Genomic DNA, 18,278 nt, shown 5'->3' with positions numbered 1-18,278 from the left:
CCCAGGAGGTCACCCCAGGAGGTGGACGAGGCCGAGGCGGCCGGCCGCGTCGGCGGCCAGGAGGAAGCCGACGATGCCGAGCACCCAGCCGAGGATCTCGTCGGAGTTGCGTGACAACCACGCGCCGAGGCGGAGCAGGAGCGGCTCGACGGCGCGGGCCACCACGAGGCGCAGCCCGAGCAGGACGAGCGCGGGGGCAATCATGATGCCCACGTACGCGGCGAGCGCGGCGGCCACGCCCGCCGGAGTGAGAGCCGACTGCGTGATGATCCCGACGGCGCCGAGGTAGGGCAGCATCGACGCGACCTCGACGAGTCCGGCGGCGAGCGCGACCCCGACGACGACGGCCGGCCGGGGCGCGTCCCCGACGAGGGCGTCGGTCCAGCGCTCGCGCCGGTTCGGGCCGCCCCCCGCCGCGGCGCGACGCTCGCGGCGGGCCGCGGCGCGCGTGCCGTCGAACAGCCAGCTCGCGGCGAAGAGGGCGACGCCGACGACGAGCTGGGCCCACGCGAGGGCCCGGTTGTCGCCGGCGCCGGCGAGAAGGCTCTGCAGGGCGCCGGCGCCGAGGACGAGACCCACGCCCACGAGCCAGTAGAACGCGGCGATGGTCGCGAGGTAGCCGAGCAGCGCCCGCACGTGGACGCGGCCGCGGGCGAGGAGGACGACGGGCACGCCGAGGGTGCCGAAGCTCGTGCTGTCGACGAGCGCGAGCCCGGCGAGCGGGGCGAGCGTGAGCGGGGTGGCGAGCGACATCATCGGGGTTCTCCTCGTGGGGGTTATTCAGCACGATCGCACTAAAATAAAGAAAGCGCAACTGTGCTATAAAGGCCCCATGCCGAAGATCGTCGATCACGCCGCCCGCCGCGAGGAGCTCGCCGGGGCCGTGTGGCGCCTCGTCGGCCGCGAGGGGATCGAGGCGGCGACGGTGCGGGCGGTGGCCGCCGAGTCCGGGTGGTCGATGGGGGCCGTGCGGCACTACTTCGGTACCCACTCCGAGCTGTTGCTGTTCGCGGCGCAGGTCATGGCCCAGCGCGTGGGGGACCGGGTGGTGGCGCTGTACGCCGCTGCCCTGCAGCCCGGCGGGAACGGCGGAGGGAACGGCGCGCACGTGGGCCGGGGCGACCCGGAGCAGCGCCTCGACCGCGCCTGCCGCGCGCTCGAGCAGCTCCTGCCGATGGACGAGGAGCGCACCGTGGAGGTGCTCGTCTGGCTCGCGTTCATGACCCGCGCCCGCGTCGACCGGGGCCTCGACGAGCTGCGGCATTCGGGCTGGGTGGGGGAGCGGCTCGTCTGCCGGACCGCCGTGGCCGACGTGCGCGGCGCGCCCCTGCCGACCGACCTCGACGCGCGTCTCGACCCGGCCCTCGAGGCGGCCGTCGACCGCGTCCACGTCGCCGTCGACGGCCTGAGCCTGCAGGCCGCGACCTACCCCGAGCAGTGGCCCGCCGAGGCGCTGGCCGCCGCGGTCCGCTGCGTGCTCGTCGACGCCACCGCCGCCACGTGAGCGCCGCGGGGCGCGGGAGGAGTCCCGCGCCCCGCGGCGGTGTGAGCGGCGCGGGTCGGCTCAGGCCGTGAGCGAGTCCCGCACGACGTCGATCATCAGGCTCAGGTCCTCGTCGGAGGCGACGAGCGGCGGGGCGAGGCGGATCGTCGAGTCGTGCGCGTCCTTGGCGAGGACACCCCGGTCGGCCATCCGGCGGCACAGCTCGTAGCCGGTCATGAGCGCCGGGTCGACGTCCAACCCGGCCCACGCGCCGCGCACCCGGACCGCGACGACGCCGTGGGCCGTGAGCTCCTCCAGCCCGGGGCGCAGGATCTGCTCCATCTGCGCGGCGCGCTCCTGGAACTCGCCGGTGGCGAGCATCGCGACCACCTCGTGGCCGATGGCGGACGCCAGGGGGTTGCCGCCGAAGGTCGAGCCGTGCGAACCGGGGGTGATGACGTCGAGCACGTCGCGGTTCGCGGCGATCGCCGACACGGGCATGATGCCGCCGCCGAGGGCCTTGCCCATGACGTAGACGTCGGGCACCACGTCCTCGTGATCGCACGCGAAGGTCCGGCCGGTGCGCGCGAGGCCCGACTGGACCTCGTCGGCGACCATGAGCACCGAACGCCGCGAGCACAGCTCGCGCACCTCGCGCAGGAAGCCGTCCGGCGGGATGAGGACGCCGCCCTCGCCCTGGATGGGCTCGAGCAGGACGGCGACGGTGTTCGCGTCGATCGCCTCCTCGATCGCGGCGACGTCGCCGTAGGGCACGACGCGGAACCCGGGCATGTACGGGCCGTACGCGCGGCGGGCGTCCTCGTCGGTCGAGAAGCTGACGATCGTCGACGTGCGGCCGTGGAAGTTGCCGGCCATCGTCACGATGTTCGCCTGGTCGGCGGCGACGCCCTTGACGTCGTACCCCCACCGCCGGGCCACCTTGAGGGCCGTCTCGACGGCCTCGGCGCCGGTGTTCATCGGCAGGATCATGTCCTTGCAGGTCAGGGCGGCCAGGTCCCGGGCGAACGGTCCGAGCTGGTCGCTGTGGAACGCGCGGCTCGTCAGCGTGAGGTGGTCGAGCTGGTTCTTGGCCCGCTCCACGAGGCGCGGGTGGGAGTGGCCGAAGTTGAGGGCCGAGTAGCCGGCGAGCGCGTCGAGGTAGCGCCGCCCCTCGACGTCGGTCACCCAGGCGCCCTCGCCGCGGCTGATGACGACGTCGAGCGGGTGGTAGTTGTGTGCGGCGTAGGTCTCGACCAGGTCGATGTGCTCGCGGGCGGGCCCGTCGGCGCGCGTCGTGATCGTCGACTCCTGCGCTGTGGTCATGCACGTACTCCTTCACATCTGCTCGGTTGGGTGCCGGGCGTGGTTCGCGGGCGGACCCGACCACCCTCAGCATGACCGAGGGCGGCCGGTTTCCGTCAGGGGTTGGGGCGGACGTCGTCGCGGTCCTCGCCGAGGATCCGGCCCCGGGTCTCGGGGAGGGTGAGGATGGTGACCGCGCTGACGAGGAGCAGGGCCATGACGTAGTAGGCGAAGGCGTCGGGTCCGAACGAGCGCGTCAGCCACGTCTGCAGGTACAGGCTCGTGCCGCCGAAGACGGCGACGGCCACCGACAGCGGCAGCGCCACGCCGATCGTGCGGATCCGCGTCGGGAGGATCTCGCACATGACGGCCGGGGTGATCGCGCAGGGCGCGGCGACGAAGAACTGCGCGATGCTCAGCACGACGAACAGGCGCAGGGGGTTCCCGTCGATCATCCCCGACAGGGGCAGGCACGTGACGAAGAGCCCGACGATGCCGATGAGCAGGACCGGCTTGCGGCCGATGCGGTCGGAGAGGATCCCCCAGAACGGCAGCCACAGGAGGAACACCGTGTTGGCGGCGACGCTCGCGAGCAGCGTCGTCGTCGGGTCGGCCCGCAGGACGACGATCGAGTACGAGGCGGCCGCGACGACCCACAGGTAGTACGACACGGTGAGCCCGACGGTCATGCCGATGATCTGCAGGGACGCCCCGCGGTGGGCCCACATCTCGCGGGCGAGCGAGACCCGCGCCGGCGCCTTCTCGATCCGGGTGAACGCCTCGGTCTCGCTCATCCGGGCGCGCATCCACAGCGCGACGAGGCCGCCGAGGGCGCCGACGACGAAGGCGATGCGCCAGCCCCAGGAGGTCATCTGCTCGCGGCCGAGCAGCGCCGAGAGCACCGTCGCGAGGACGAGCCCGACGTTGGCGCCGATGGTCCCCGAGAAGTAGATGAGGGTGGACCACAGGCCGCGTCGCGCCGGCGGGGCCGCCTCAGCGAGGTAGGCCTGCGCCGCCGGCTGCTCGCCGCCGTGGGCCAGCCCCTGCAGGATGCGGCCCGTGACGAGGACGACCGACGCGAGCGCTCCCACCATGAGGTACGTGGGGGCGACGGCGATGAGCAGGCTGGCGGCCGCTCCGAGCCCGACGGTGAGCGCGAGCGAGGTCTTGCGTCCCCGGCGGTCCGAGATGCGGCCGAAGAGGAGCCCGCCGACGAAGCCGACGGCGAAGACCGCCAGCGTTGACAGGAACGCCGACAGCGGATCGGTCGCGACGAAGAACTCGCGGCGAAGAACGGGGCGAAGCTCGAATAGATGCTCCAGTCGAACCATTCGATGGCGTTGCCGATCCCCGTCCCGACCAGCGTGTGGCGGCCGCGGGACGCGGCGGGCGCGGCCGGAGGGGCCGAGGTGGAGGTGGCGGCCGGTGAGGGCGGGTCGGCGTGCGGGCTGCGGGTCATGACGGGCTCCGGTCGGTGGAGACGGGGCTGCGACGTGCGAGGACGTCGAGCCGGCTGAGGGCGAGTCGGGCGTAGACGGCCGCGCCGAGCGGCAGGACGTCGTCGCTGAAGGTGGCGTGGGCCGAGTGGTTGAAGGGGGCGGTGGCCGGGTCGCGGCCCGCCCCGGTGGCGCCCAGGCCGACGAAGGATCCCGGCACCCGTTCGAGCACGCGGGAGAAGTCCTCCGACCCGGTCAGGGGGTCGAGCAGGTGGGCGAAGGCGTCGTCGCCGAGGAGGCCCTGGACGACGCCGGCCGCGAAGTCGGTCTCGTCGGGGTCGGTGACGGTGACGGGGTAGCCGTCGATGTGACGGACCTCCGCGTGCAGGCCGTGGGCGGCGGCGATGGAGCTCGCGAGGGTCGCGGCGTGCTCGCGGAAGCGCGTGCGGACCTCCGGCGACCAGGTCCGCACGCTGGCCGTCAGGTGCGCGGTCTCGGGGATGACGTGGGGGCCTCGCCGGCGTGCAGGCTGCCGACCCCGACGACGACGGGTTCGAACGGGCCGAACCGGCGCGTGACCATCGTCTGCAGCGCGAGGACGATCTCGCAGGCGACGGGGACCGGGTCGAGCGCCTGGTGGGGCGCGGAGCCGTGCCCGCCGCGCCCGATCACGGTCACCTCGAGACCGTCCGCGGCGGCGAGCATCGGGCCCCGCCGGGCGACGAACCGCCCGGTCGGGAAGCCCGAGGAGAACAGGTGCATCCCGTAGGCGGCGTCGGCGCGGCGGCCGGCGGCGTCGAGCACGCCCTCGGCGATCATCAGGGCCGCGCCGTCGTGCATCTCCTCGCCGGGCTGGAACATGAGGACGACGTCGCCGGGCAGCTCGTCCCGCCGCGCGGCGAGGATGCGGGCCGCCCCCACGAGCATCGCCGTGTGCAGGTCGTGGCCGCAGGCGTGCATCGCGCCGGGGACCCGGGAGGCGTAGGGCACGCCGCTGTCCTCGTGGACGGGCAGCGCGTCCATGTCCGCGCGGAGGAGGACCACGGGGGCGTCCGCGGGGCGGTCGGGACGCGTGCCGGTCAGGACGCCGGTGACCGAGCTGAGCCCGACCCCGGTCGACGTCTCGATCCCGAGGCCCCCGAGACCGGCGAGGACGCGTTCCTGCGTCCGGGGCAGCGACAACCCGATCTCGGGGTGGGCGTGCAGGTCGTGGCGGAGCTCGACGAGGTCGCCTGCGATGGCCAGGGCATCGTGGGACACCGGCATTGAGGACTCCTTCGTCGTCGGCGCGGGGTGCGTCGTGGTTCCCGCCAGTGTTCCGAGGCCGGCTCGAGGCTGCCGCCGAGCCGGTGATGTGTGCGAATATCCGTCCCGACGACCTGAATCGTTCAGGCCGGGCCCCGGCCGGAGCGGATTCGTGCACATGGCGACACTCGACGAGATCGACCTCCAGCTCGTCCACGTGCTCCAGATCGCCCCGCGGGCCTCCTGGGCCCGCCTCGCGCCCGCGCTGGGCGTGTCCGAGTCCGCGCTGGCGGCGCGCTGGCGGCGGCTCGTCGACTCCGGCCTGGCCTGGTCGACCGTGCACGCGAACCAGGCCGTGACCGGCGACGTCACGGGGGTGGCGCGACTCGAGGCCGTCCCCGCCGCGCGTTTGCGGCTGAGGGAACGGCTCGTCGCCGACCCCCGGGTCGTCGGCGTGGACGAGTCGTCCGAGGGCGAGTTCTTCGTCACCGTCATGGAGGGCGACCTCGCGGCGCTGCGGAGGGCCCTGCTCGACGACCTCCCCGCCCACGACGGGGTGACCCGCGTCCGCTCCCACGTCGTCCGGCAGGTCGTGCGCGGCGGCAGCGACTGGAGGTCCGGCGGGCTGGACCGCGAGCAGCGGGAGGCCGTCGCCGCGCTCGTCCCGGCGCGGCCGGCCCGGCGTCCGGCGCCGCCGCCGGGGGCCGACCGGCTCGTCGCCGAGCTGCGGCGCGACGCCCGCGTCCCCGTCGCCGAGGTGGCCCGCCGCACGGGCTGGACGGCGGCCACGACGCGGCGCCGCCTCGACCAGCTCATCGCCTCGGACGTCGTGACCTTCCGCTGCGACGTGGCGCACGAGGCCGCGCAGTGGCCGCTCACCTCGACGTGGTTCGTGTCCGTCGCGCCCGCCGACCTGCCCCGGACCCTGGCCCTGCTGGCCTCGCTCGACCAGGTGCGGCTCGCGCTCGTCGTCACGGGCGAGACGAACGTCGTGTTCTCCGTGCTGGCCCGGTCGCTGGGCGGGGTCAACGCGTTCCACGACTCGGTGGGGGACGTTGGCGAAGAACAGTTCGTCGCCCGGGAGCTGGACGTCGCGACGTGTGACGCGCGGAAGGCATCGGCGTGGGGTGTATCACCAGGGCACCCCACGCCCTCCCCGCCGCTCTCGGGGTGGCGTCCGCGGCTCCGCGGCCCCTGGCGGTCCTCGCGGGGCAGACCCCGTGGGCGGGTGACCGGTCATCGACGACCGACGGGACTCGACTCGCCTACTCCGTCGCAGCCGATCGACCGGCCGTGTGCACGGCCCGTTCGACGCGTAGCCGGCGACCCCGCACGCCCGGCCGCGCACTACGGTGGGGGCACCACGGACCCCCGCCGTCGGCGACCCGGATCTCATCCACGACATCCGGGGTGTTCGCTGTGTCGACCGGGCCGGACGTCGTCAACCCTGGTGGTCGACGACACCACGGTGCCCGCGAGGCGCGGGCCTCCGCGGGTTCGCACTCACCCCCAGAGGAGTCGTCATGACCGCAGCGTCGTTCGCCCGTGGTCTGCTCGTCCGCGACGTGCGCGTGGTCGCGCTCTCCGATCCGGCGCCCCCAGGCCTCGTCGACGTCCGGATCGTCGACGGCGTCGTCGTCGAGATCGGGCCGGACCTGGCGGCCGACGGTCTGCCGGAGCTCGACGGCGCCGGCGGGTTCGCCCTGCCCGGGCTGTGGGACCACCACGTCCACTCGGCGCAGGCCGCCGCGCAGCGGGTGCGACCCGACCTCGGCCCGGCGCGGGGCCCGCAGGAGGCGGTCGACCTCGTCGCCGCCCATCTCGCGACCCTCGACGACCCGGAGGTGGCGGTCGTGGCCTGGGGGCACCGCAGCGCCCTGTGGTCGCAGCCGCCCACCGTCGCCGCCCTCGACGCGGTGAGCGGGGCGCACCCGGTCGTCGCGGTCAGCGGCGACGGCCACAACGGCTGGCTCAACTCGCGGGCCCTGCGCCTGTTGGGCCTCCCGCCGCGGACGGGCCCCATGGACGAGGACGAGTGGTTCCCGGTCTTCGCCCGGCTCGGCGAGCTGCCCGGCGTGACGGACGCCGCCGAGGCCGGGGTGGCCGGGCTCCTCGCCGACGCCCACGCGATGGGGGTCGTCGGCGTCGTCGACCTGGAGTTCGACGGCGCCTTCACCCGCTGGCCGGAGCGCGTCGCCGCCGGCCTGGACACGATGCGGGTACGGGCCGCCGTCTACCCCGACCGCCTGGACGAGGTCATCGCCGCCGGGCTGCGCAGCGGCGACCCGCTCGGCGGCCTCGTGACGATGGGCCCGCTGAAAATCATCTCGGACGGCTCCCTCAACACCCGCACGGCCTTCTGCTGCGAGCCCTACTGCGACGCGGCCGGGCTCGACTTCCCGCGCGGCAAGGAGGGGTTCACGACGGCGCAGGTGAGCGACCTCATGGGGAGGGCGCACGCGGCGGGGCTCACCGTGGCGCTCCACGCGATCGGCGACGCGGCGGTCGGCCAGGCGCTCGACGCCTACGAGGCCACGGGAGCACGCGGGACGATCGAGCACGCCCAACTCGTGACCTGGCCCGACGTCGAGCGCATGGCGCGGACGAGCGTGGCCGCGAGCGTCCAGCCGGCCCACCTGCTCGACGACCGCGACGTGAGCGACGTGTGCTGGGCCGACCGCACCGAGCGGTCGTTCCCGCTGCGCGCCCTTCACGACGCGGGGGTCGAGCTCCGGCTCGGCTCGGACGCGCCCGTGGCGGCGCTGGACCCGTGGCTCGCCATGGCCGCGGCCGTGCACCGCAGCGGCGACGACCGCGGGCCGTGGCATCCCGAGCAGTCCCTGACGACGGCGGAGGCGCTCGCGGCGAGCACCGACGGCCGCGGCACGCTCGCCGTCGGGGCGGTCGGCGACGTCGTCGTGCTCGCCGACGACCCGCTGCGGTACGCCGGTGGCCCGGACGCCGCCCGCCATCTGCGGTCCCTCGGGGACGGCGGCGTGCGCGCCACCGTCGTCGACGGGCGTCTCGTCTTCTCCGCCTGAAGGGGGCGTCCATGCACGAGATCGCCTTGTGGACGATGCTGTTCGCGGTCGTCGTCGTCCTCGTCGCCGCGCTGTGCACGCGGTGGGGGCTGCCGTCCCCGCTCGTCCTCACGGCGGTCGGCATCATCGGGTCGTTCCTGCCGTTCATCCCCCACGAGCCGCTGGAGCCCGACCTCATCCTCGTCGTCCTCCTCCCGCCGCTGCTGTACGCCGCCGCCATCCAGGTCTCGCTCGTCGACCTCAAGCGCGACCGGCGCGGCGTCGTGCTCCTCGCGGTGGGGCTCGTCGTCGCGACCGCCGTGGTGGTGGGGTTCGTCGGGTGGTGGCTCCTGCCCGTCCCGCTGGCGGCGGCGCTGGCGCTCGGGTCGGTCGTCGCGCCGCCGGACGCGGTGGCCGCCACCGCGATCGGCCGCCGCATCGGCCTGCCCCGGCGCGTCGTCACCCTCCTCGAGGGCGAGTCGCTGCTCAACGACGCGACCGCGATCGTGCTCCTGCACACGACGACGGCCGCGATCGTCGGCACGATCACGGTCGGGGATCTCGCCGGCGGGTTCGCGCTCTCGGTGCTCGGCGGTGGGGCGGTCGGGGTCGCCGCGGCGTGGCTGCTCGGTCGGCTGCGGTCGCACCTGCCCGACCCGGTGAGCCGCACGGCGCAGTCCCTCATCACGCCGTGGGTCGTCTACCTGCCCGCGGAGGAGATCGGCGGGTCGGGCGTGCTCGCCGTCGTCGTGGCGGGCCTGCTGCTCGCGGACCGGTCCCCGATCCAGCTCGACGCGACGACCCGCATCTCCCAGCGCATCAACTGGGCGACGATCCAGTTCCTCCTCGAGAACGCCGTGTTCCTCATGGTGGGCCTCCAGCTCGCGGGGATCCTCCAGGGCGTGGCGGCCTCCGAGCTCGACCCGTGGCTCATCACCGGGTTCTGCGCCGCCGTGTTCGCGACCACCGTCCTGTTCCGGCCGCTGTGGATCATGGCCTCCGCGATCCTGCCGAGCCGCGAGGGGTCGCTGACGGTCGGCGAGCTCGGGGTGTTGTCGTGGGCCGGGATGCGGGGCGTCGTCACGCTCGCCGCGGTCTTCACCCTCCCGCCGCAGACGCCGCACCGGGAGGTGCTCGTGCTCGCGGCCATGGTCGTCGTCGCGGGGACGCTGCTCCTGCAGGGCGCGACGCTGCCCTGGGCCGCGCGGCGGTTCGGGGTGCGGGGGCCCGACCCGCGCGCCGACCTGCTCGCCGCGGCCCAGGTCATGCGGACCGCCTCCCGCGCCGGCCTGGCCGAGCTCGACCGGCTGAGCGCCGACCCGGCGGTCGACGTCGACGAGGCCACCGTGGCCGACCTGCGGGCCCGCGCGCAGCGCCGGGCCGACGCCCACTGGGAGGGGCTCGCCGGGTCGGGGCGCGCCGGCTGGAGCCCGCCCGGCGCCTCGTACCGCCGGCTGCGGGCGGCGATGATCGACGCCGAGCGGGACGCCGTGCTCGAGGTCCGCGCCCGCGGGGACGTCGACCACGAGGTGCTCGCCGGGGTGATGAACGCGCTCGACATCGAGGAGTCGATGATCGCCGACCTCGCGGAGCGTCTCGACCGGACGTCGAGCACCGCGGGAGTGGCCGTCGACCACGTCGCCGCCCCGGCGAGCGTGGCCGGGGAGTGCGAGCACCTGCGCGCCGACGAGGGCCGCCCCGACCCCGAGCCCCGGTCGCAGACCTGCCCCATCTGCGAGGCGGAGGGCCTCAACCCCGTCCACCTCCGCCTGTGCCTGACCTGCGGGTTCGTCGGCTGCTGCGACTCCTCCCAGGGCCGGCACGCCTCCGCGCACGCGGCCGAGACCGGCCACCCCGTCGTCCGTTCGTTCGAGCACGACGAGGTGTGGCGCTGGTGCTACGTGGACGAGGTACTCGGGTAGCCGAGTCGGCTCCCGTCAGGGGGCCGCCCCTTGCGCCGCGGCGGCGACGACGAGGTCCTCCCAGGACATCCCGACCGTCTTGACGACGCTGGGCCGATCCACCGGGCGTGCGACCCGCCCCGCCGCGACGTCGGCCAGCGTGTGGAGATCGTCGGCGTCGAGCGCGCCGTCGGCGACGGCGAGGACGACGTCACCGGCCTCCCGCAGCGCGGTCTCGCGGTCCTCGACGACGCCGAGGGACCGGCCCATGAGCCCGGCGTCGAGCTCGCGTCGCTCGGGCGAGTGGGACCCGACGGCGACGACGCACGCGCCGTCGGCGACCCAGGCCCCGTCGACGACCGGCTCGGCCGCCGACGTCGTACACAGGACGACCTGCGCGTGCCGCACCGCCTCCTCGAGGCGGGTGCGGTCGGTCGTGGCCGCCACCTCCGTCGCGCCGCCGAGCGCCTCGATCCGTCGCGCGCAGGCGTCGGTGCGGCCCGGGTCGCGGCCGACGACGACGAACCGACCGACGTCGCGCAGCGCGAGCAGCGCCTCGGCGTGCCCGACGGCCTGCGGCCCGCTCCCGAGCACGACGGCGACCTCGACGACCTCGGGGGCGAGGGCCTCCAGGCCGACGGCGGACACCGCGGGCGTGCGCAGCGTCGTCAGCGCCGTGCCGTCGAGCAGCGTGGTGGGCGTGAGCGTGGCGCCGTCCATGAGCAGGTACCAGCCCTGGATGGTCGGCAACCCGCGGGCGGTGTTGCCGGGGGCCAGCCCGAGCACCTTCACGCCGGCGACGTCCCCCACCTGCGACGGCATGAGCAGGAACTCGCCGGAGCCGAGCGGCGTCGAGACGCGCGCCGGGTCGCCGGCGGGGTCGAAGCCGGATCGCAGTGTCTCGCCGAGCACGTCGCGGGCCCGGGACGGAGAGACGCGGCGACGGAGTTCGGCGGCGTCGATCCAGGTGGGTGCGCTCATCGCGACTCCCGTTCTCTCGCGGCGGTGAGGTGAGCCGGGGGACGGGACCACTCCACCACATCCCGTCCTCGACGGGGACCGAGGTGAGGCCCGCGGCACCTCGAACGTCCGCGGGCCCCGGCCGGTCAACCCGCGGCGACGAGGCGTTCGAGCGTGGTCTCCATGGGCGTCGAGGCATCGACGCGCCGATCGCCGCGCGGGGCCAGCAGCCCGTGTTCGTCGGCGCGATAGAGCTCCGCCAGGCTCCGCGCGACGTGGCCCGCGAAGCCGGCCTCCTGCAGAGCGCCCACCCAGGCCTCCTCGGGGAGAGGCTCGACGAGGAGTTCGCGGCCCAGGGCGTCGGCCAGCAGCGCGGCCACGGCGCGCTCGGTGTAGGCGGGGCCGAGGACGTCCACCGCCTCGCTGGCCGCGGGCGGCGAGAGGAGCGCGGCGGCGGCCGCCACCCCGATGTCGCGGGTGGCGACGAGCGGGAGCGGCACGTCGGCCGACGCGGCGAAGACGGGATAGACGCCCGCACCGCGCGCGGCGTCCACGACATCGCCGACCTTCTCCTGGAAGTGGCCCGGGCGCAGGGCCGTGAGTGTCGTCCCGGTGCGCAGGAGGGCGCGCTCGAGGCGGTGCAGCCAGGTGATCGGCCCGGTGCCGTCGGTCAGGTCGGCGCCGCCGGAGGAGAGCATGACGACGTGCGGCACGCGCTGGTCACCGACGGCCCCGGCGATCGAGGCGATGAGGGTGTCGGCGTGCGCGTCGAGGTCGTCGACGGTCAGGTCGAACGGCAGCAGCACGAAGAACCCGGCGCAGCCCGCGAGCACCCCGCTCAGCGCCGCCCGGTCCTCGAGGTCCACCCGGTGTGCCCGGGCCCCGCGGGCCTCCCACGACGCGGCGTCCTGCGGTCTGCGGACCAGGACTCCGACGTCCGCGCCGGCCTCGAGCAGGCGTGTGGCGACGACCGATCCCACGCGGCCCGTGGCTCCTGCGACGACGTACATGATGATCTCCCTTCGTGAACGGTGACCTTGCATGACCGACGCTAGGCACCATCCACCGGTCGATCCATGCGCCATCGACCGAAGTTCTTGCTCGTTCGTCCGGTGCCGCGGGCGACAGTGCGCTGGCACGATGGCGGCATGACCGCGGCGCCGCACCGAACGGGCGATCGGCTCGCCAGGGTGCTGCACTCGCTGAGGATGCGCAGCACGTTCTACTGCCACGCCGAGGTGCGTGAGCCGTGGGCGCTGGAGATGCCGGCGATCGCCGACTCGATCAGCTTTCACGTGCCGACCTCGGGCGTCTGTTGGCTGGCGCTCCCCGACGCCGATCCGATCGAGCTGCGGCCCGGGGACCTCGCGTTGGTGCCGCACGGACGCGGCCACGACCTGCTCAGCAGTCCGGAGGCCGGCCCGTCGGCGCGTGTGGACCTTCTGCCGCAGCACTACCTGAGCCCGCAGTATTCGACCCTGCGGCACGGCGACGACGGTCGGGTGACGGACCTGATCTGCGGAATCGTCGCGTTCGACGATCCCGCCGCCCGCGAGCTCATGGGCGCCCTCCCGGCGAGCCTCGTCGTCGGCGACGGCAGCGTGACGGCCACCGCGGCCATCCGGGACACGCTGCGCCTCATGGCGGGCGAGCTGTCCCGGCCGCAGTTCGGCGGGGAGGCCGTGGCGTCCCGGCTCGCGGACGTCCTCGTCGTGCAGGCGATCCGCTCCTGGCTCGCGCACGACGCCGCCGGCGACGGCACGGCGGGCTGGCTGAGCGCCCTCCAGGACGAGCGGATCGGCCGGGCGATCGAGGCGATGCACGACGATCCAGGGGCCGAGTGGACCCTCGACGGACTGGCACGGGTCGCCACGATGTCCCGGTCGGCGTTCAGCGCCCGCTTCACCGGCCTCGTCGGAGAGTCGCCCATCGCCTACCTCACCCGATGGCGGATGAACGTCGCCCGAGCCCGCCTGTCGGAGGGGGATACCACCGCCGCCCAGCTCGCCGGCGAGCTCGGCTACCGGTCCGAGGCCGCGTTCCACCGGGCGTTCACCCGAGCCACCGGCAGCACCCCCGGCTCGGTCCGCACGCAGGGCCGGGGGAGCTGACGGGGCCGTCAGCGCACGAGGCAGGGGCGCTTGGGGTCGAAGGCCCAGTTCGGCACGAGGAACTGCATCGCCGTCGCGTCGTCGCGGGCGCCGAGGCCCTCACGCAGGTAGAGAGCTCGTGCGCGGCGTCGAGGCGGTCGCGGTCGATCTCGATCCCCAGGCCCGGGCGCTGCGGCACCGCGATCGCGCCGTCCTCGATGCGCAGCGGGTCGGTCGTCAGGCCCTGGCCGTCCTGCCAGATCCAGTGCGTGTCCAGGGCGGTGATCTCGCCCGGGGCCGCGGCCCCGACGTGCGTGAACATCGCCAGCGACACGTCGAAGTGGTTGTTGGAGTGCGAACCCCACGTCAGCCCGAAGTCGTTGCACAGCTGGGCGACCCGCACCGAGCCGGCCATCGTCCAGAAGTGCGGGTCGGCGAGCGGGATGTCGACGGCGTCGACCCGCACCGCGTGGCTCATCTCGCGCCAGTCGGTGGCGATCATGTTCGTCGCCGTCCGCAGGCCCGTCGCCCGCTTGAAGTCGGCCATCACCTCACGACCGGAGAAGCGGCCTTCGGCGCCGCACGGGTCCTCGGCGTAGGCGAGCACGTCGTCGAGCCCGCGGCACAGCCGGACCGCGTCGGCGAGCAGCCAGCCGCCGTTGGGGTCGAGGGTGACGTTGCCGTCGGGGAACCGCCGGGCCAGCGCGGTGACCGCCGCGATCTCCTCCTCGCCCGCGAGCACCCCTCCCTTGAGCTTGAAGTCGCGGAAGCCGTAGCGTGCCGCCGCCTCGGCGAGCGCGACGACCGCGTCGGGGTCCAGCGCCTCGCGCCGCCGCAGCTGCGACCAGCGGTCCGCCCCGGCGTCGTCGGTGACGTAGGGGAGCTCGGTCCGGTCCGCGTCCCCGACGTAGAAGAGGTAGCCGAGCATCGGGACGCGGTCGCGCTGCTGCCCGTCGCCGAGCAGCTCGGCGACCGGCACCCCGAGGTGCTGACCGTGCAGGTCGAGCAGCGCCGACTCCAGCGCGGTCACCGGGTGCACGGTCGTGCGCAGGGTGAAGGTCTGCAGCCCCCGCCCGCCGGCGTCACGGTCGGCGAAGGCGGTCGCGATGTCGCGCAGGAGGCTCTTGAAGCGGGCGACGGGCTGCCCGACGAGCCGGCTCCCGGCCTCCTCGATCGTCGAGCGGATCGCCTCGCCGCCGGGCACCTCGCCGAGGCCGACGCGGCCGTCGGAGTCGGTGACCAGGGCGATGTTGCGGGTGAAGTAGGGGCCGTGGGCCCCGGACAGGTTGAGCAGCATCGAGTCGTGTCCGGCGACGGGCACGACCTCGACGGTCGCGACGGTGGGGGTCATCGGTGGGTCACTCCCTGAGAGGGGGCGAGGTGGAGCGTGCCGTCGATGCGCCGGGTCAGGCCCCACGGGTTGTCGTCGGCCAGCGCCTGCGGCATGAGTGCGGCGGGCAGGTTCTGGTAGCAGACCGGGCGCTGGAAGCGCTCGATCGCCAGCGACCCGACGGACGTCGTGCGGGAGTCGCTCGTCGCGGGGTACGGACCGCCGTGGACCATCGCGTCGCAGACCTCCACCCCGGTCGGCCAGCCGCCGACGAGGATCCGGCCGACGCGGTCCTCGAGGACCGGCAGCAGCTCGCGGGCGGCCTCGACGTCGGTGTCGTCGTCGGCGTCCAGGTGCAGGGTCGCCGTGAGCTGCCCGTCGATCCGCGCGAGGCGCCGCGCGAGGGCGGCGGTGTCGGCGTACCGGACGATGACGCCGCTGGAGCCGAAGACCTCCTCGGTCACCGCGTCCCAGGCGTCGTCGACGGCGTCGGTGCCCACCTGGAGCAGCTGCGGCGCGGGCGCGCCCGCACCGCCGGCGCTGCCCTGGGCGAGCACCTCGACACCGGCGGTGTCGCGCAGCCCGGCGGCGCCCTTCTCGTAGGCCGAGGCGATGCCCTCGGTGAGCATCGTCTGACCCGAGGCCTGCGCCACCGCGGCGGCGGCCGCCTCGACGAAGGCGTCCCCGGCCTCGCCGGTCGGCAGGAAGAGCAGCCCCGGGTTGGTGCAGAACTGCCCCGACCCCTGCGTCAGCGAGCCGACGTACGCCGTGGCGAGCGCGGCCGGGTCGCCGAGCGCGCCCGGCAGGACGACGACGGGATTGACCGCCGACATCTCGGCGTAGACGGGAATCGGCACCGGCCGGGAGGCGGCGGTGGCGACGAGCGCGAGCCCGCCGCGGCGGCTGCCGGTGAAGCCGACGGCCGTGATGTGCGGCGAGGCGACGAGGGCCTGACCCGCCTCGATGCCGCCGAGGATGTAGGAGAACACGCCCCCGGGCAGGCCGGAGTCCGCGACGGCCGAGGTGAGCGCGCGGGCGACGAGCTCGCCGGTGCCGGGGTGCGCCTCGTGGCCCTTGACGACGACGGGGCACCCGGCGGCCAGAGCGGAGGCCGTGTCGCCCCCGGCGACCGAGAAGGCGAGGGGGAAGTTGCTCGCGCCGAAGACGGCGACCGGCCCGAGCGGCACCATCTGCAGGCGCAGGTCGGGGCGCGGCAGGGGCGTCCGGTCCGGCAGCGCGGGGTCGAGGCGCACGCCGCGGTGATCGCCCTGGCGCACGACGCGGGCGAAGAGCCGCAGCTGGCCGGTCGTGCGGCCGAGCTCGCCGGTGACCCGCGCCTGCGGGAGGCCGCTCTCGGCGACCGCACTCGCGACGATGTCGTCGCCGTCGGCCTCGAGGGTGGCGGCCATCGCCTCGAGCAGGGCGGCGCGCTGCTCCGGGGACGTGGCGCGGTAGGCGCCGAACGCCTCCGCGGCCGCCCGGGCCGCCTGCTCGACCTGCTCGACCGACACGAGACCGTGCTCGGGCTCGAGGGTCTCACCGGAGGCGCCGGCGCGGGGGGTGAGCGTGCCGGCGGTGCCGCTGACCTGCGAGCCGGCGATGAAGGAGTATCCGCTGGGGGTCATGGTGTGCGTCCTTGATCGATGAGGGATCCGTCGATGGTGGCAGGCCGGCCGGTCACCGGGGGCCGGAGGTGGCGTGGGCGACGGGGGCGACCGGGGCAGAGGCCTGCTCGATGAGCGCCTTGAGGTCGGCGAGCTCGTCCTGCGTGAGGTTCGTCAGCGGCGGGCGGACCGGGCCGGCCGGGCGCCCGACCGCGGACAGGCCACCCTTGACGATCGAGACGGCGTACCCGGGCACGCGGTCGCGGATGTCGAGGTAGGGATGACGAACTCGCGCAGGCGGCGGTAGACCTCCGCGTGGTCCTGCGCGCGGACGGCGTCGTAGAACTCGACGGCGAACTGCGGCACGAAGTTGAAGATCGCCGAGCTGTAGGTCGTCACGCCGAGCTGGAGCAGCGGCAGCGCGAACGTCTCGGCCGTCGGCAGACCGCCGATGTACATGAGGCGGTCGCCGACGCGGGCGTACGTGCGGGTCATCTGCTCGATGTTGCCGACGCCGTCCTTGAAGCCGACGAGGTTGGGGTTGCGCTCGGCGACGAGCTCGACGGTGTCGTCGCGCAGCACGGCGTGGGCGCGGGAGTAGACGACGACCCCGAGCTCGGGCACCGACGCGCAGACGCGGCTCACGTGCTCGGCAAGGCCGGGCTGACCCGACTCGGTGAGGTAGGGCGGCATGAGCAGGATGCCGTCGGCACCCGCGGCCCGGGCGGCCGTGGCCTGCTCGATCGCGCTCGCCATGCCGCCGGTCGCCGGCGCGAGCACCGGGACCTTGCCGGCCACCTCGTCGACCGCCGCGCGCACGACCGTGTCCATCTCGGCACCGGTGAGCGAGAAGCCCTCGCCGGTGCCGCCGGCGGCGAAGAGCCCGGCGACGGGGAAGCCGCTCAGCCACTGCAGGTGCTCGCGGTAGGCGCCCTCGTCGAAGGCCAGGTCGGCGTCGAAGTGCGTGACGGGGAAGGACAGCAGGCCGCTGCTCAGGCGCTGCGCGAGTTCTGCGGGGGCAAGTGCGGGCACGGTGGGTCCTCGATGTCGGTGGGCCGTCGGGTGATGGCGGCCACGCTAGGAGCCCGGCTTCATGCCTGTCCAAGACTGAATCGGCATCCAGCGATACTCTCGACGCATCGCGCGCCGCGGCCCGCGAGGTACCGCGACGCGAGCCGAGTCGGTCACACGGGGCGTACGTATGCTGGGGGGATGACGATCAGCATCCGCAACCAGGCCACCGCTGGTGCGATCCGAGAGCTGGCGGGGCGCACGGGCCTCACGCTCACCGAGGCCACCGACCGCGCCGTGCGCGCCGAGTTGGCTCGCCTGACCGCCCAGGAGGAGAACGAGGACGCCGGCGATCGTCTCGCGCGGATGCGCACCTTCGCGCGGACGATGCAGGAGCGCGCCGGCCGTGGACCCGCCCCCTGGCCGACCGACCGGGACCTCTACGACGACGAGGGCCTGCCGCGGTGATCGTGGACACCTCGGCGATCGTCGCCGTCCTCCGGGGCGAGTCCGACGCCGACGACTACGTGCGGGCGTTGTCGGTGTCGACGTCGACGCGGATCGCCCCCGGGACGCTCGTCGAACTGTCCGTCGTGATGTGGCGCCGCTTCGGCGCGTCCGAGAGCGACGTCCGCGCCGCCCTCTCGGAGTTCGGGATCCGCGTCGCCGACGACGTCCCCGGTCAGCACTGGGCCGCTGCCGCCGCCTACAGGCGGTTCGGGCCGGGCGCCCCGACGGGTGCGCGACTGAACTTCGGCGACTGCTTCGCCTACGCCCTGGCCTCCCTGACGCAGGAGACGCTGCTCTTCAAGGGCGACGACTTCCACGCGACGGATGTCCGACCGGCCCTGGCGCGCGTCGACGACCCGGGTGCGGGCTCTCCCCGGCCGTAGAGG

General features: G+C 74.6%; 14 protein-coding genes and 3 pseudogenes. 7 read left to right on the top strand and 10 right to left on the bottom strand.

The genetic code is table 11. The features are described 5' to 3' along the window. Positions 1 to 9: 9 nt before the first annotated feature. On the bottom strand, positions 10 to 756 hold the full coding sequence (locus ICW24_RS02645) for a GAP family protein (protein ID WP_226344140.1): 747 nt from the start codon (positions 754 to 756) through the stop codon (positions 10 to 12). Here ICW24_RS02645 and ICW24_RS02640 point away from each other — a divergent pair. Then, positions 740 to 1,504, top strand: coding sequence for a TetR/AcrR family transcriptional regulator (locus tag ICW24_RS02640; protein ID WP_226344139.1), 765 nt, complete (start codon positions 740 to 742; stop codon positions 1,502 to 1,504). The genes ICW24_RS02645 and ICW24_RS02640 overlap by 17 nt on opposite strands. Positions 1,505 to 1,564: 60 nt before the next feature. Here the strand turns inward: ICW24_RS02640 and rocD are convergent, their stop codons facing one another. The 4 genes from rocD to ICW24_RS19555 all read right to left on the bottom strand — a co-directional run bounded on the left by rocD (position 1,565) and on the right by ICW24_RS19555 (position 5,487). Further along, positions 1,565 to 2,806, bottom strand: coding sequence for an ornithine--oxo-acid transaminase (gene rocD / locus ICW24_RS02635; RefSeq protein WP_226344138.1), 1,242 nt, complete (start codon positions 2,804 to 2,806; stop codon positions 1,565 to 1,567). 95 nt (positions 2,807 to 2,901) lie between these two features. Beyond that, positions 2,902 to 4,116 (bottom strand): MFS transporter, encoded by a 1,215-nt coding sequence (locus ICW24_RS02630; protein WP_226344137.1) that lies wholly within the window; start codon positions 4,114 to 4,116, stop codon positions 2,902 to 2,904. A gap of 124 nt (positions 4,117 to 4,240) precedes the next feature. Continuing rightward, positions 4,241 to 4,693, bottom strand: a complete 453-nt coding sequence (locus ICW24_RS19560) for a M20/M25/M40 family metallo-hydrolase (RefSeq protein WP_307781278.1) — start codon at positions 4,691 to 4,693, stop codon at positions 4,241 to 4,243. 8 nt (positions 4,694 to 4,701) lie between these two features. Beyond that, the gene (locus tag ICW24_RS19555; RefSeq protein WP_307781277.1) at positions 4,702 to 5,487 is read right to left on the bottom strand and encodes a M20 metallopeptidase family protein; all 786 of its coding nucleotides are present in this window, start codon (positions 5,485 to 5,487) and stop codon (positions 4,702 to 4,704) included. Between ICW24_RS19555 and ICW24_RS19860 the strand changes: the two are divergent. The 3 genes and pseudogenes from ICW24_RS19860 to ICW24_RS02610 all read left to right on the top strand — a co-directional run. Beyond that, positions 5,459 to 6,289 (top strand): annotated as a pseudogene (locus ICW24_RS19860) (Lrp/AsnC family transcriptional regulator); the annotation flags it as partial. The gene ICW24_RS19555 and the pseudogene ICW24_RS19860 sit on opposite strands and share 29 nt — an antisense overlap. Before the next feature lie 700 nt (positions 6,290 to 6,989). Then, entirely contained in the window at positions 6,990 to 8,507 is a 1,518-nt protein-coding gene (locus ICW24_RS02615; RefSeq protein ID WP_226344136.1) for an amidohydrolase, read from the top strand. An 11-nt stretch (positions 8,508 to 8,518) separates the two neighbouring features. Next, a complete protein-coding gene (locus ICW24_RS02610; RefSeq protein ID WP_226344339.1) occupies positions 8,519 to 10,408 on the top strand; it encodes a Na+/H+ antiporter in 1,890 nt (629 codons plus the stop codon). A gap of 15 nt (positions 10,409 to 10,423) precedes the next feature. Here the strand turns inward: ICW24_RS02610 and ICW24_RS02605 are convergent, their stop codons facing one another. Together ICW24_RS02605 and ICW24_RS02600 are read right to left on the bottom strand one after the other, a co-directional pair. Then, complete coding sequence (locus tag ICW24_RS02605; protein WP_226344135.1) at positions 10,424 to 11,368, bottom strand: ornithine cyclodeaminase family protein; 945 nt, start codon at positions 11,366 to 11,368, stop codon at positions 10,424 to 10,426. 125 nt (positions 11,369 to 11,493) lie between these two features. Next, positions 11,494 to 12,357, bottom strand: a complete 864-nt coding sequence (locus ICW24_RS02600; RefSeq protein WP_226344134.1) for an NAD(P)H-binding protein — start codon at positions 12,355 to 12,357, stop codon at positions 11,494 to 11,496. Between the two features lie 138 nt (positions 12,358 to 12,495). Here ICW24_RS02600 and ICW24_RS02595 point away from each other — a divergent pair, with 138 nt between their 5' ends. Beyond that, entirely contained in the window at positions 12,496 to 13,458 is a 963-nt protein-coding gene (locus tag ICW24_RS02595; RefSeq protein ID WP_226344133.1) for an AraC family transcriptional regulator, read from the top strand. Positions 13,459 to 13,466: 8 nt separating this feature from the next. Here ICW24_RS02595 and ICW24_RS02590 read toward each other — a convergent pair. The 3 genes and pseudogenes from ICW24_RS02590 to kdgD form a co-directional block, all read right to left on the bottom strand. Further along, positions 13,467 to 14,788, bottom strand: a pseudogene (locus ICW24_RS02590) (enolase C-terminal domain-like protein). Further along, a complete protein-coding gene (locus ICW24_RS02585; protein ID WP_226344132.1) occupies positions 14,785 to 16,392 on the bottom strand; it encodes an aldehyde dehydrogenase (NADP(+)) in 1,608 nt (535 codons plus the stop codon). The pseudogene ICW24_RS02590 and the gene ICW24_RS02585 overlap by 4 nt, the downstream one beginning before the upstream one ends. Before the next feature lie 52 nt (positions 16,393 to 16,444). Continuing rightward, positions 16,445 to 17,403 (bottom strand): annotated as a pseudogene (kdgD, locus tag ICW24_RS02580) (5-dehydro-4-deoxyglucarate dehydratase). Positions 17,404 to 17,583: 180 nt separating this feature from the next. Between kdgD and ICW24_RS02575 the strand changes: the two are divergent. Beyond that, positions 17,584 to 17,850 carry a type II toxin-antitoxin system VapB family antitoxin gene (locus tag ICW24_RS02575; protein ID WP_226344131.1) on the top strand — a complete coding sequence of 89 codons (267 nt, stop codon included), beginning with the start codon at positions 17,584 to 17,586 and terminating at the stop codon, positions 17,848 to 17,850. Next, positions 17,847 to 18,275: a type II toxin-antitoxin system VapC family toxin gene (locus ICW24_RS02570; RefSeq protein ID WP_226344130.1), complete on the top strand. Its 429-nt coding sequence runs from the start codon at positions 17,847 to 17,849 to the stop codon at positions 18,273 to 18,275. The genes ICW24_RS02575 and ICW24_RS02570 overlap by 4 nt, the downstream gene beginning before the upstream one ends. Positions 18,276 to 18,278: the final 3 nt, after the last annotated feature.

Source organism: Agilicoccus flavus (assembly GCF_014857905.1).
GTDB lineage: Bacteria > Actinomycetota > Actinomycetes > Actinomycetales > Dermatophilaceae > Agilicoccus > Agilicoccus flavus.
The sequence above is the reverse complement of the archived record's forward strand: the minus strand, read 5'-3'. Positions and strand labels throughout refer to the sequence as shown.